The sequence below is a fragment of the Paenibacillus lutimineralis genome (assembly GCF_003991425.1).
GTDB lineage: Bacteria > Bacillota > Bacilli > Paenibacillales > Paenibacillaceae > Fontibacillus > Fontibacillus lutimineralis.
In genome coordinates this window covers 6216689-6230737 of the sequence record NZ_CP034346.1, presented here as the reverse complement: position 1 = coordinate 6230737, position 14049 = coordinate 6216689, and the positions used below count along the sequence as shown (strand labels likewise).

Below are 14049 nucleotides of genomic sequence, written 5' to 3'. Positions count from 1 at the left end.
GTAAGAAAAAAGCCAAATTCGATGCTTACAATTAAGTTGTAAAGAACGAAGGAGGTATGGAACGACAATGACGCATATCGTAAGAACCAAGCAACTGACTCGAGCCTATAAGGGTAAGGAAGTTGTTTCGAACGTTAATTTGAACATTAAGCAAGGCGAAATATATGGCATGCTTGGCCCGAACGGGGCGGGCAAGACAACAGTTATGAAGATGATCACCAACCTAGTGAAGCCGACGGCAGGTGAGATTGAAGTTTTCGGCGAGCGGCTGACAGATAAGTCGTACCGGCAGCTGGGGAGGATGGGCACAATTATCGAGACTCCGGTTTTTTATGACAAGCTGACGGCCCGCGACAATTTAGATCTGCATTGTGAATATATGGGCTACCATAACAAAAAGTCGATCGACGAGGCGCTCGAACTGGTGAATTTGAAGGGGATCGACAATAAATCAGTTAAGGACTTCTCACTAGGCATGAAGCAGCGGCTTGGTATCGCGCGGGCGATCGTCACGAAGCCAGAATTGCTTATACTGGATGAGCCGATTAACGGTCTCGACCCATTAGGTATTAAAGAACTTCGCGAGCTGTTCAAAATGCTGGGCAAGGAATATGGGATCACGATGCTTATTTCCAGCCACATTCTTGGGGAAATTGAGTTGATTGCCGATACGGTTGCTGTTATGAATAACGGCAAGCTGCTTCAGGAGGTTTCGATGGAACATATCGCCAAGCAAACTACGGAATACATCGAAATTACTACAGGCGAAAGCAACAAAGCGGCTTATGTGCTTGAACACTATTTGCAAATATCCAATGTTCGCGTTACCGACGAAGGTCAAATCCGCATTTATGACAGCAACATTCCGCAAAGCGAGATAATGAAGACTCTGGTGATGCATGATGTGACTATCGAATCGGTCCATAAGAAGAAAGGGTCACTTGAGGATTACTTCCTATCTATTCTGAATGGGGGTGGCATCGTTGCTTAAGCTTATGAAGCTAGAAATGCGTAAATTTCGCATAGGGTCTTATATTCGGGCGGCAATGATCGCCAACATTATAATGATAGGTTTTATATGCTTAGTTAGCCTTGTTGAAGATGGGATGCTTGATGAGGTGCCTCAGGGGATGCCTTTTACGGACTATAATATGGCGTTCTATGTCATCGATACGCTTGTTCGTGCGACATATATTGTGTTCGCGTCGGTTCTTATTTCGCGGATTGTCATTGACGAGTTCCGTAACAAATCGATCACGGTGTTATTCATGTACCCAATCAATCGTAAAAAGCTTATAGCGGCTAAGCTGCTTGTTGTAATGCTATTTACGTTCGTCGCAGTTATTGTAGGCAATCTAATTGTTGGTATAGGCTTCTATATAGTGAATCTGTACGCATCTATTATTCCAGAGCCGATCACATGGTCTCTTGCAGCCAAAGAGCTATTGAAGGTCACCATGGGCGCGCTGGCGACCAGCTTCTTGAGCTTGATCCCACTGTACTTCGGTATGCGCAAGCATTCTGGCCCTGCTACTATCGTATCGTCGCTCATTGTCGTCGCAATCGTCTGCCAGAACGTCGACGGATTCACCTTATACTCCATCATTGCGGTTCCGATTGGTATGGCGCTTCTTGGCGCAGCCATCGCATACATGTCGATTCGGAACATTGAGCATGTTGACGTGCTGAATTAGAGGAGATGAGAGGAGAGATCGGGATGGTAAATCAAGTATTGAAATGGATATTGCTACTTTGTGCTGTTTCATTTGCTTTGAATGTACTGCTATATTGGGGATTCGGAAAGCCCGAAATGCTCATCAACCTCTGTGGGAGTGCTGGAATAGGAGCCCTGGTTGGAATCGGGTTACTGTTCAGGAGGAAGAGGCGGTAGCTGTAAGACAAATAAATAGATGATTCTGGTTGTATTACAGCTAGACCCGCCATTTAGAAATTATTTTAGCTTCGCTTACTTAGGAAGCCCTCGTAGAAATAGCTCGATTTGATCCATATAGCCTTTTACGGTAATTTGTCTTGGAGCAAACAGGCTGATAAGCACGGCCCGGAGCTCCGAATCAGCGGTTTTTGTGCTTAGCATGGAATGCTCGGTGTCAGGGAATACGGCGACGGTCAGCAGCTCCGGATTAACGATGTTGCGATAGACTGTCTCCGTTTCCTTCCAATTGACGTGGATATCCTCTTCACCAAGAAGTAGGAGAACTGGTGATTTGAAATTACGGAGATCCTCAGTTGCGTCCGAGAGGAAGTTCTTACTGACAAACGTCCAGTGTTCTTTTGTTATTAAACTTTCTTTACGGGCAATCTCCAGATATTGCTCATAAGGAGCATGATTTTCTAGAAGCTGGTTTACTTGTTTATTATAAGCTTCTTCGTCTTGTATTTCTGCTTCGGAGTAACCAAGCTTTTGCAAATGCTTTTGTGTATAATATTTTCCTTGGCTTAACCAGTTGATAGCGGGGGATAACATAAGACTGAATGCCAGAGGCTCCTTGCCTGCGAGTTTGGGGATGACCCATCCCGCCTGGCTTGCTCCCCATACCCCGATCTGATTCTCATCAATCATGGGTTGCTGTTTGGCCCATGCAATGGCCCGCCTAGCTTCCTCTACACGGTCATCCATGCTCTGATCGAGCCAGTTGCCTTCGGATCCATTAATGCCTCTTTTGTTAAGAGATAAGGAGGCGTAGCCAAGCGAGGCTAGCCGCTCCCACAGCGGCTTATACCCGTCATCATGAGAAGCATTAATCGCTCCGTCACCGTGGATGAACAAGACCAGGCCCAGCTTTCCCTCGTAGTTCTTGGGAAGTACAAATGTTCCTGTCAAATTTCCTTCCGGAGTTGGGATCTCAATAGACTTCTCTACCATGTTGAAACTGTTTTGCTTCAAGATAATAAGTCCTACACCAACTAGTAAACCTAAGATGACAAGTAAGGGAATTAATATTTTTTTCTTCATATCTGCTCTGGAACTCTCCTTCTTTCTTGATCTAATTCCATCTGCATGTAATCCCACCTCGGTTCCTTGATGACCAACTGCCGCATTATACTAGTTCCCTGAGAATGGGTTCTAAAGGATAGCTGCTCGTACAGATGCTTGGCTCTTGGATTTTTCCCGGAGACGTACAAGCTTAGAACATAGAGACTTGGTTCTGTCTGTACAAAATCCTGTACCCGCTGTAATAGCAGTCTTCCAACCCCTTGGCTGCGATGATCCGGATGAACAGCGATGTCTGTGATATAGCATTCTCCGACCTGTGGTCTATGGTCCAATAAGTATAGTCCGATTAGTAATTTTATCAGGTTCCATTTACTAACCTTATTGAAGCATTTGCATGATAGGGTTCTCTGTTTTTGCCCTTGCTTCATATCATGATCCGGCTTGCGTTTGAAGCTGAGAGTTCCGATAACCTTCCCATCTTGCAGGGCGACCAGTCTTTGACTTGCTGGTTCAGAAGGGAAATGCTCCAATAAGTGTTCGAAAAAGAGTGCCAACTCGTCATTCCCCATTTTCATTAGAGTCCGGAATTTATCACCGAATCCATAGACTAGTAATCGGCTGACCTGTTCATTGTATTTGGCCTGCATAGGTTCGATCGATATGAGAGTTGTCATGTTGGCTGGCTCCCTTCCGGATGCGGCTCAAGTAAGGCTTGCAGTTCATAGTGCAGACCGTTAGGGGGGAATAAGGATAAATAAGACTTTTCAATAATAATGACAGGTCCTGCAATAACATAAGACTGTGCTGCAGCATAGACGAAAAATTGCTCGACCACCTGCTCCAGCTCATCATCTTCGTGAATCAACCTCTGCGCAGATAGATAGTTACCTTCCGGTAAGGTGAGCACGCCCGGCCCTTGCGTTTGTGTCTCGGTGTATAGGGTGAGGATATTCGCCTCATTCTCTATATAATAGATATCCGATTCGAACAAATTAGGTAGCTGTGAAGCTCGTTCAGCGAGCGATCTGGCTGTAAGCTTCGTCTGTGCATCTATTTCGAGCCAATGGGATAAATAAGCGGTATCCCGCCATTTTATCCGGTACTCGTCAGACGACAGGATAAATTCCTGCTGCTCCTGCAGAACCTTGGTAATGAACCTCTGAAGTCCTTGAAGGCGCAGCAACTCCGTATTTATTTCCTGCAATGATTGATGAAGAAGCTGTTTGTGCTGATCGGCAGAATAAGAAGTCATGCATTCCTTAATAGACTGTACAGGGACTCCTAATTTGCGGAGCAGTAAAATATGAGCTAGTTGGTAGACCTGATCCATACCGTACATACGATATTGATTGTGGTCCGTGTACGCAGGTGTCAGGACATCCTTCTCTTCGAAATAACGAAGTTGATGGACAGATACATTCATTAGCCGGGCTAACTCGCTAATTGTAATTTCATTATTCATAAGCGTTACTCCTATGGATGGGATGGAATATCTCAACCATACACCTTAGGTCAGACCTAAGGTCAAGAGATTTCTCCACATAGGCGCTGAATCAAGTAGGAAAGAGATATGTGCATCATACGGACAGGTTCTCTCTACCCCGCTGAAAACGGTATAATATATCCAAAGGAGTAAACATTAAGTTATTAGTTAGAGATGATTAAATTCGCTGATGAGCTGTAAATAAAACATTAGTAGGCAAAGGAGAGACCATGACAAAGTTTAAAAAAACGGGATGGAATTTCGATAACAGCTATACAGGATTGTCGGCATCATTCTATACCCGGATTGATCCAACCCCGGTTCGCTCACCGAAGTTAATTGTATTCAATCATCCGTTAGCGTCCTCTCTGGGGCTGGACGCCACGGCGATGCAGGGCGATGAAGGTATAGCGGTACTTGCCGGGAACCGGATTCCTGAGGGAGCTCTACCTATTGCTCAAGCATATGCAGGGCATCAATTTGGATACTTCACTATGCTGGGAGATGGCCGGGCCATACTGTTAGGTGAACAGATCTCACCACAAGGGGAGAGGTTGGATATCCAGCTCAAGGGCCCAGGTAGAACACCTTACTCTCGAGGCGGGGATGGCCGGGCTGCGCTTGGCCCGATGCTGCGTGAATATATCATTAGCGAAGCTATGCATGCGCTAGGTATCCCGACTACCCGTAGTCTGGCCATAGTGGCAACAGGACAACCTGTAACCCGAGAGAAGGAGTATCCTGGTGCTATTCTCACACGCGTAGCCGCTAGTCATATTCGTGTTGGAACATTTCAGTATGCGGCTAATTACGGTACGGTTCAGGATTTGAGGGCGCTAGCCGACTATACGATTGAACGCCATTATCCCTACATAACGGCGAATGCGCCAGAAGATAGGGCGCGCTATCTCATGCTACTTGAGGAGGTCAGTAAGCGGCAAGCTGCACTAATTGCCAAATGGCAGCTCGTTGGCTTCATTCACGGCGTAATGAACACCGATAATATGACGATCAGCGGGGAGACAATCGATTACGGCCCGTGTGCATTTATGGACAGGTATGATCCTGAAACAGTATTTAGTTCCATAGACTCGATGGGCCGCTATGCATATGGCAATCAGCCATATATCGGTGGATGGAATCTGGCGAGATTTGCGGAGACTTTGCTGCCGCTTCTTCATGATGACCAGGAGCTGGCGATTGAATTGGCCCAGGACAGAATGTCCCTCTACATGGACTTTTATCATGAAGATTGGCTTCGGGGAATGAGAGCGAAGCTGGGATTGGCAGACGAGGAAGAGGATGACGAACTATTGGTTAACCGGCTGCTTGAACTCATGAAGGAGTATGGCGAAGATTATACGAATACATTCCGGGCGCTAACCCTGAATGAACTTGAGTGTGCAGAAATGTTCAGATCACCTGAATTTGCGGAGTGGCATCGTCTCTGGAAGGAGCGGATCACGCGTCAGCCGGAATCGGAAATGTCTGCGTATCAATTAATGCGCGCTAGCAACCCCGCCATAATTCCCCGCAATCACCGGGTCGAAGCAGCCCTAGATGCTGCGGAGCAGGGAGATTTGAGTACTATGGAGCGTCTGTTGGCTGTTCTGTCCAACCCTTATGCCTACTCGGATGAGCAGGTGGAATATAGCACTTTGCCTGAGACAACTAAGCCGTACCGCACTTACTGCGGTACCTAATTTATACTGACTTGGCCGCTGCAGAACGGTGAATCTTGATACGATCATGATCACCATTTTGCAGCGGTTTATTATTTAATAGTGTGTGTTCAACCTCTATCAAGGAGCCTGCCGGATGACTTCTATAAAATTCACTGCCACTGCCGATAAAGGCTCATGCTTACGCGTGCAAATAGCGATTGTATTCTTCAGTTGGATCCCCTCGACATATACCCGTGACAGTTCCCCGCGTTCCACATAATCCCTTACGACTAGCGATGATACGAAGTTCGCGCCATATCCGGCGATAACCGCTGTAATTGCCTCATGCAATCCGTTGAACTGCAAAGAAATCGTAGGAGCTGGAACGTTATATGTTCGGCACAGAGACAGTAATCTTTCCCTGGTTGAGCTTCCCTCCTCACGCATGACAAAGGGTTCCTTGATTATTTCGGACAGCGTCACCCGTTGATTCGCATAGCAGTGATTCGGTGCGACGACAAACCATAGCTCATCCTGGAACAGCTCCTCCTTCTGGATCGTGTCTGGATACTCCTCGTCTATTCCGCCATAAATTGCGATGTCCGCCTCAACATTTAACAATTGCTTCAGGGCATCGCTGGAATTCGTTGTCGTAATCATGATCTCTACTTGTTCATACTGCTGCTTGAACTTGGCGAGCCAGGCGGGGATCAGGAAGTGGGCAGGTAAATAGGTTGCGGCAATCCGGATGCTTCCATTCGTACCGTTACGGTATTGCTCCGCGAATTGTTCTATTTGCTGTTCTACAGCGAAGAGCCTCCCAGCAAGCAACGCAAGCTCCTCACCGACATCGGTTAGTGCGATCCCTCTTCCTTGGGGCTTCAACAGGGGAAGCTGCAACTCCTTTTCAAACTTCTTGATCTGAGCTGTGATGGAGGGCTGGCTTATGTTCAGCAATTTCGAAGCTTGGGTTACGCTTCCGGTTGATGCGACTGTATGAAATAAACGCAGGGCATGTAGATTCATCAGACTCTCCTTTCCAACTCATATATTAAGTATATAGGTTATAGATAAACATATATTATATTTATGATTATAGTTTGCGTACAATGAGGTGAGAAGTTAAATCTTTGAAATGGAGAGTGATGAACGTGCATCAAGCGAAGGTATGGGAGGAAGTTGACCAATATATTACGGAGCATTTAATTCCCCATGACCCAATTCTGGAGAGAACACTAGCCGCGAATCGATTGGCTCAGCTGCCTTTGTATGACGTTACTCCAACTCAAGGTAAATTATTGAACCTATTCGTACAAATGAAAGGCGCGAAGCGGATTTTGGAGATTGGTACACTCGGGGCATACAGTACTATTTGGATGGCCAGAGCACTGCCATCTGACGGTAAGATCGTGACGCTCGAGCTTGATCCTTTTCATGCTCAAGTGGCGGAAGCCAATCTCTCTTTTGCTCAATTAAGCCATATGGTTGAATTGAGGGTGGGGGAGGCACTGCAGCAATTGGCCCAGATGGCCGATGAGGGGGTGGAAGCCTTTGATTTCATATTTATTGATGCCGATAAACCGAATAATTCAAAATATTTACAATGGGCGCTTCATTTCTCCCATCCGGGAACGGTCATTATTGGTGACAATGTCATCCGCGATGGTGAGATTATCAATGAACAGAGCGAGGATGATCGTGTGCAGGGCGTCAGACAGTTCTATGATCTGTTGGCGGAAGAGCCTCGAATTACAGCTACAGCGATTCAAACGGTAGGCAGTAAAGGTTATGACGGCTTCATGATGGGGATTGTGCGTTATTAAGGAAACTTTGCAGAGCGAAAATCGGCTTGAATTATTATAACTATAAGGCTTCTGAGAAATCAGAAATCAGATACCTGGTTTGAAAAATAGAAAAATATCGCTTCGTTTGGTAAATCGAGAGTGTCGAGCTCCCATTGCCAAACAGAGGCGGTGTCTTCCATTATGATGAACCATCAAGCGGACCTAAAAAACTTCCAAGCGAATTAAAGCCTGCTTTTCAAGAAATGAATGTATTGAAATAGCACGAATACTCCCGCCCTTTTGGCGGTTTTTTTATTTTCTTTGCGATAAAGTCGGTACGTTGGATTTTCCAGTTGCTATGCAGCAACTGCTTAATTTGATTCATAAACTCGCTCAACAAGCAGAAAGAAACTTTCAAATTGGCTAAAGTGTCAGCTCCATGAATGGCTTGTGTATTTCCCTAATTATTCCAATATTTATTTGCCAATTTCATGCTGCGAAAGTTGAGTTAAGGTAATCATTTGATCTGATTATTTCTTTATCGCTCTTACCCCCCTTACAATCCAGATATACAGACGCATTGCTATGGGCTCACAGCCACGCCCCGTAGCATGTCGTAGCACGATAAAGAAAAGGAGAGGGAGGAGATTTACATAGCAGGCATGGTGGAGGTACAGAATCTGGGGACGATGATCCAGTCCCGCTTTGGGCAAACAGCGGCTATCCGCTTTGATGGTGAACGCTATACAGTTTGTTTCGCGAGCAATGGCGTACCGGCGGTTCTGCAGGAGTTCGATCTGTTGTCTGGCGAACTGCTGTTCCGCGAGTCTATTCCTAATACAGATTGCTGCTGGGGAATGTGCGCGACAGAGAACGGCGATATCTATCTAGGCGGAATCAATGACGGTGTGCTGTATCGTTATTCATCTGATGGATTGATGCCAATCGGTACGAATCCATCGGATCGCTGGGTATGGCAGCTATATAGCACCCATGGCAGAGTATTCGGCGGGACGTATCCGGGAGCTAAAGTGTTTGAGTATAACATCGAGACGGGCGAGTTCCACGACTACGGAATTGTGAAGGAAGGGCAGGATTACGTACGCGGGCTTACAGCCGATGAACAATCGATCTACGCTGGGATCGGGGCTGCCAAGCATGTGGTACGGATCGATCGGACGACCGGTGAGCTGGAGGAGCTGGACCTAGTGGGAGTTAGTGGTTCACAGGGCTTCGTAGACCGCCTTTGGGTGATAGACGGATATTTTTTCGTCTCTTGTAATTATACGGAGGTCCGCGTATTCCGGCTTGATACGCTAGTTCAGGTTGGCGCCTTCCCTTATGACAACATGCTGATTAATTCACGAGTTAGGCACCCGGGGCGAGTCTACTTCAAGCAGGGCAGGAAGTTGTGCTATTGGGACATCGCTGGGGAGAGCTGGAGCGAGACAGAGATTTGTACATTGCCGGAGGGCAGAGTCAAGGCGCTTGAATGGGTTTCTGTGGACGGTGAGCCTGGAGCCGAAAGCGGGACGGAGATATCTAGATCTGACGGGCAACAGGCTGGAACTGAAGAGTCCACACTCGCTTTAGTGACAGTAAATGCTCAGATGGCCCTTATTCGCTTGCTGGATGGTCAGGTGATCATTCGCAGTCTGGACATTGAGCCGCAGCCAATCCTTATCCACTGTCTGGAGACCGGCGATGACGGCAAGCTGTACATTGGGGGGTATCAACGGGGATTTAGCCTGTTCGATCCGGATATCGATGAAATCCAGCACAACTTCGAGCTGTTCCCCCAATCGGAAGGAATGACCTTCTTGGGCGGCGTCGCGTATTTCGGCACGTATACACATGCCCATATGTTCCGCTTTGACCCGATGCGTCCAATCGATTTCGGCACCACATCGGAGCATAATCCGGGATGGATCGGGGAGCTTGGCCATGCGCAGGATCGACCATTTGCCATGACAAGAGGGGGCGGTCGAGTAATTGCCGGCACGGTGCCGGATTATGGGCTGCGCGGCGGAGCACTGGCGATGTATGATCCTGCCGCTGGCCAATGGGAGGTCTACCCGGATATCGTGCCAGAGCATAGCATCCAAGGCGTGGCCTACAAGGACGGCTTGATCTACGGGGGAACTAGTATATGGGGTGGTCTTGGCGCTGCACCTGCTGAGGGTCCTGCCCGGATGTTCATCTGGGATGTGGCCAAGCGGATGAAGCTGGCGGAGTTCGTGCCTGAAATTCCAGATATGGATAGGCCGCCTTGCATGATCGGAGAACTGAGCGCGGGACCTGACGGTCTGATCTGGGGAGCCATCGACGGGACACTATTCGCGATGGACCCGATGACGACCCGAATTGTTAAGAGTAGAGTCTTCTTCCCGAGCGAGTATAAGTACAGCAAGTATCGGCCGATTTATCTCAGATGGGGAGCCGATGGTTACTTATATACGACGCTCGCCAGACGCTTGATTGTGGTGGATCCGGTTACGCTTGAATATATGCAGCTTAGCGATGCGATCGTTGGCAACATGGCGCTTGATCATCATGGACGACTGTATTACGCCCAAAATAAGGAGTTGTACCGGCTTATTCTGCCGGAAAATCCGTTTAGTCTAAATCCAGACAACTAAACAACGAAGAAGGGAGCTCACTCTATGAACCAGCCACCGTTGCTGTCAAGGCCTGAGCTAGTCCGGGGAGTCCGGCGCAGGAGCTCGTGGAAGGACTGGGAATTGTACATGATGTTAATTCCCGGTGCGTTATTCTTCATTTTATTTCGATATTTCCCGATGTGGGGGATCATTATCTCTTTCCAGGATTATAATCCGTTCGGCGGGATCTGGAAGAGCGAATGGGTCGGTCTGCGGCATTTTGCAGCGCTTTTGCAGTATGACGGGTTCTGGCGCATCTTCCGTAACTCGATTGTGCTGAGCATGCTGAATCTTATCTTCTTCTTCCCGATGCCGATTATTCTCGCGCTTATGCTGAATGAGGTCCGTAAAAGGGCTTTTAAGAACACGATTCAGTCCATTATCTATATGCCCCACTTCATATCCTGGGTTGTCGTGGCGGGAATTACTTATCTGCTCTTGGGGACTCAGGGAGGCATCGTTAATGAGTTCATCGTCAAGGTCGGAGGAGAGCCGGTCAATTTCCTAACATCAAATGAATGGTTCCGCACCTTGATCGTCTCGCAGAGTATCTGGAAGGAAGCGGGCTGGGGGACGATTATATTCCTCGCCGCCCTGTCTGGTGTCGACCCTCAGCTCTATGAGGCGGCGGTCGTGGACGGTGCGAACCGCTGGAGACAGATCTGGCATATTACCCTGCCCGCCATCCGCAGCACGATTCTCATCATGCTGATCCTGAGGCTGGGTCATATCCTTGATAACGGATTTGAGCAGATCTTCCTGATGCTGAGCGCAACCACCTATGAGGTCGGCGACGTCTTCGAGACATATGTGTATCGCGAAGGTCTTGTAGGCGGTAATTACAGCTACACGACAGCCGTTGGACTGTTCAAATCGGTGGTCGGCCTAATTATGGTCATGGCGGCCAATCGCCTAGCCAAGCGCTTCGGAGAGGAGGGGGTGTACTAATGCGGCAGCATCGTTTATCGGGGGATATGATATTCAGGGGCATCAATGGATTCCTGTTGATACTGTGCGGCACAGCGACATTATTTCCCTTTCTCTATGTATTAGCCGTATCGTTATCTCCGATGGAGCAGGTGATGCGCGGGGGGCTGATTCTGTGGCCGGAGAAGTTCACCTGGGACTCTTATTCTATGATTTTCTCCAACTCGCATTTCATGCAGGCACTCTGGATGACTATATCGATTACAATCATCGGGACGATTACTAATCTGGCTCTAACCGTATTAATGGCCTATCCGCTCTCGAAGACTCGTCTTAAGGGACGGAGGGTCATCCTGTTTCTCGTCTTGTTCACGATGCTGTTCAGCGGCGGGATGATTCCAGGATACCTGGTGATGAAGTGGCTGGGCCTTCTCAATTCATTCTGGTCGGTCATTATGCCGGGAGCGATCAGCGCGTTCAACCTGATTATTCTCAAGAACTTCTTCCAGGGTATTCCCGAGGCATTGGAGGAATCAGCGCGCATTGACGGATGCAGCCACTTCGGAGTATTGTTGAAAATTGTGTTGCCGCTCTCGATGCCTGCATTGGCTACTTTTACATTATTTTATGCGGTTGGACATTGGAATCAATTCTTCCAGTCGATTATGTATGTGACCAATTCGAGCCTATGGCCGATTCAGGTCATCCTAAGGCAGATGATTATCGAAGGTTCTACCGAGGAATATCAAGCGGCTATTGCCAATGAGAGCCTTCAGGTCATCCCGATGACGATTAAAATGGCGGCGATTGTCGTTGCTACAGTTCCGATTCTTCTCGTCTATCCATTCTTGCAGAAGCATTTCGCCAAGGGTGTGCTGTTGGGTTCGGTCAAGGGATAATTAAGAGCTTTACTTGAAAATGAATGCGCATACATGATTGGCAAGCCGCAGAGTAATCTGCTTTCGATATATACCATTTAAGGAGGGTCAACCAAAGATGAACATGAACTGGAGAAAGGTCGTTAGCTTCACTGTAGTTATGTCCCTGCTGGCGACGATTATCGTCGGCTGCGGGAGCAAGGCCGACAAGAGCGAGGGGGGGAGCGGCGGAAAGGATACGAAGGAACGGCTTAAGATCAGCATGATGTATCCGCTGAATGGAGATGCCCCGAAGAAGGGGGAAGCCTGGAAGTGGATGGAGGATAAGTTTAATGTAGAGCTTGATCTGATGGCGATCCCGGCTAACGGCTATGCCGAGAAGCTGCGGCTGACGGTCGCTTCGGGCGACCTGCCGGACATGATGGTCTGGACGACATACCCGGACCCTGAATTGATCAAATATGTGAAGCAGAATGCTTTTCTGCCGTTCGATGATTTGGTCGGAAATTATAAGAACCTGATGGAGACCCCGCAGCAGGCCTTTGATAATGTGAAGATCGACAAGAAGCTGTATTCGATTCCGCGCACACGTCCGCTTCAGACGAATGCTGTATTGATCCGCAAGGATTGGCTTGACAATCTTGGACTGCCGGTTCCAGTAACGACAGAGGACTTCGCGAATGTGGCACTCAAGTTTACGACGGAGGACCCTGATAAGAATGGCAAGGCGGATACATTCGGTATTGGAGTAGGAGAGAATCTGAGTTTCCTGGAGCAGTTATGGCTTGCTTTTGATGCGGGGAATGGCTGGCGCAAGATGGAGGATGGCACGTTGATGAACTCGGATGTTACGCCGGGGCGCAAAGAGGCGTTGGGCTGGCTGACCGACCTATATAAACAGGGCGCCATCGATAAAGATTTCCCGGTTCTGAAGTATACACAGGTGAATGAGAAATTTATCGCCGGTAAGTCCGGTATTCTGATCGGCGGCGGTATTGCAAATTATGGACAATTCGTTGTGGACATGAAGAAGTTAAATCCGAATGCGGAGATTATAATGATTGATCCGCCTACAGGACCGAGTGGTACGAAGGGCACGCCGCAATCCGCCGGATTCTACGGGCATTGGGTAATCAATGCCAAGACCTCACCGGAGAAGGTGGATAAGATCATGGAGATTCTTGATTGGCAGGCCACCGATGAAGCGCTGGAATTCAAGCGAAAAGGAATAGAAGGTGTGCATCACAAGCTGGAGAACGGTGTTCCTGTAGTGAATGAGCAATATAACGCCGATGGAGTAATCAATCTGATAGCGCATAACAAGTATAATCCTTATTTCACTACACCTGGGGCAACAGAAGAGGTTGCGCAAGCCCAGCTCGATCAATGGAAGAATATTGAGCAGCTTGGTGTTCCTAATCCGGCGGTTGCGGCTTTGACTCTTACGATGCAGGAGAAGATGGCTGATCTTGAGAAATATAGTACAGAGACATTTATCAAGATCGTGACCGGCGGACAGCCGCTTGATTCGTACGACCAATATGTCGAGGAATGGATGAATAAGGGCGGCAAGAAAATGACGGAGGAAGTAAACGAATGGTATAGCCAGCAATAGAGTTGCAATAGGGCGGATTTGCTTATATGTGGGGACTTCAGGTCCCCCATTTTGCTTGTACTGGAGCAGTGCCGACTACGAT

At 48.0% G+C, this 14049-nt stretch carries 12 protein-coding genes; 8 read left to right on the top strand and 4 right to left on the bottom strand.

The window, feature by feature from the left end:
- Positions 1 to 67: 67 nt before the first annotated feature.
- Together EI981_RS27685 and EI981_RS27680 are read left to right on the top strand one after the other, a co-directional pair.
- Positions 68 to 991 carry an ABC transporter ATP-binding protein gene (locus EI981_RS27685; protein ID WP_127003781.1) on the top strand — a complete coding sequence of 308 codons (924 nt, stop codon included), beginning with the start codon at positions 68 to 70 and terminating at the stop codon, positions 989 to 991.
- A complete protein-coding gene (locus tag EI981_RS27680) occupies positions 975 to 1694 on the top strand; it encodes an ABC transporter permease (RefSeq protein ID WP_227011612.1) in 720 nt (239 codons plus the stop codon). The genes EI981_RS27685 and EI981_RS27680 overlap by 17 nt, the downstream gene beginning before the upstream one ends.
- Before the next feature lie 272 nt (positions 1695 to 1966).
- On the opposite strand, the gene EI981_RS27675 is transcribed toward EI981_RS27680, so the two are convergent.
- Genes EI981_RS27675 through EI981_RS27665 form a run of 3 tightly spaced genes read right to left on the bottom strand, consistent with a single transcriptional unit; the run spans position 1967 to position 4418 of the window.
- Positions 1967 to 2974: an alpha/beta hydrolase family protein gene (locus EI981_RS27675; protein WP_127003776.1), complete on the bottom strand. Its 1008-nt coding sequence runs from the start codon at positions 2972 to 2974 to the stop codon at positions 1967 to 1969.
- Positions 2971 to 3630 carry a GNAT family N-acetyltransferase gene (locus tag EI981_RS27670; RefSeq protein WP_127003774.1) on the bottom strand — a complete coding sequence of 220 codons (660 nt, stop codon included), beginning with the start codon at positions 3628 to 3630 and terminating at the stop codon, positions 2971 to 2973. Before EI981_RS27670 ends, EI981_RS27675 begins: the two co-directional genes overlap by 4 nt.
- The gene (locus tag EI981_RS27665) at positions 3627 to 4418 is read right to left on the bottom strand and encodes a MerR family transcriptional regulator (protein ID WP_127003772.1); all 792 of its coding nucleotides are present in this window, start codon (positions 4416 to 4418) and stop codon (positions 3627 to 3629) included. The genes EI981_RS27670 and EI981_RS27665 overlap by 4 nt, the downstream gene beginning before the upstream one ends.
- 251 nt (positions 4419 to 4669) lie before the next feature.
- On the opposite strand from EI981_RS27665, the gene EI981_RS27660 reads away from it, so the two are divergent.
- On the top strand, positions 4670 to 6142 hold the full coding sequence (locus EI981_RS27660; RefSeq protein WP_127003770.1) for a protein adenylyltransferase SelO: 1473 nt from the start codon (positions 4670 to 4672) through the stop codon (positions 6140 to 6142).
- A 99-nt stretch (positions 6143 to 6241) separates the two neighbouring features.
- Here EI981_RS27660 and EI981_RS27655 read toward each other — a convergent pair whose 3' ends face one another.
- Positions 6242 to 7129 carry a LysR family transcriptional regulator gene (locus tag EI981_RS27655; protein WP_127003768.1) on the bottom strand — a complete coding sequence of 296 codons (888 nt, stop codon included), beginning with the start codon at positions 7127 to 7129 and terminating at the stop codon, positions 6242 to 6244.
- A 119-nt stretch (positions 7130 to 7248) separates the two neighbouring features.
- Between EI981_RS27655 and EI981_RS27650 the strand changes: the two genes are divergently transcribed.
- The 5 genes from EI981_RS27650 to EI981_RS27630 all read left to right on the top strand — a co-directional run bounded on the left by EI981_RS27650 (position 7249) and on the right by EI981_RS27630 (position 13967).
- On the top strand, positions 7249 to 7926 hold the full coding sequence (locus EI981_RS27650) for an O-methyltransferase (RefSeq protein WP_127005076.1): 678 nt from the start codon (positions 7249 to 7251) through the stop codon (positions 7924 to 7926).
- A 623-nt stretch (positions 7927 to 8549) separates the two neighbouring features.
- Positions 8550 to 10526 carry a ligand-binding sensor domain-containing protein gene (locus tag EI981_RS27645; RefSeq protein ID WP_127003766.1) on the top strand — a complete coding sequence of 659 codons (1977 nt, stop codon included), beginning with the start codon at positions 8550 to 8552 and terminating at the stop codon, positions 10524 to 10526.
- A 24-nt stretch (positions 10527 to 10550) separates the two neighbouring features.
- Positions 10551 to 11495 (top strand): ABC transporter permease, encoded by a 945-nt coding sequence (locus tag EI981_RS27640; protein WP_418789027.1) that lies wholly within the window; start codon positions 10551 to 10553, stop codon positions 11493 to 11495.
- Positions 11495 to 12373: a carbohydrate ABC transporter permease gene (locus tag EI981_RS27635; RefSeq protein ID WP_127003764.1), complete on the top strand. Its 879-nt coding sequence runs from the start codon at positions 11495 to 11497 to the stop codon at positions 12371 to 12373. Before EI981_RS27640 ends, EI981_RS27635 begins: the two co-directional genes overlap by 1 nt.
- Positions 12374 to 12470: 97 nt before the next feature.
- Positions 12471 to 13967 (top strand): extracellular solute-binding protein, encoded by a 1497-nt coding sequence (locus tag EI981_RS27630; protein WP_127003762.1) that lies wholly within the window; start codon positions 12471 to 12473, stop codon positions 13965 to 13967.
- Positions 13968 to 14049 lie beyond the last annotated feature (82 nt).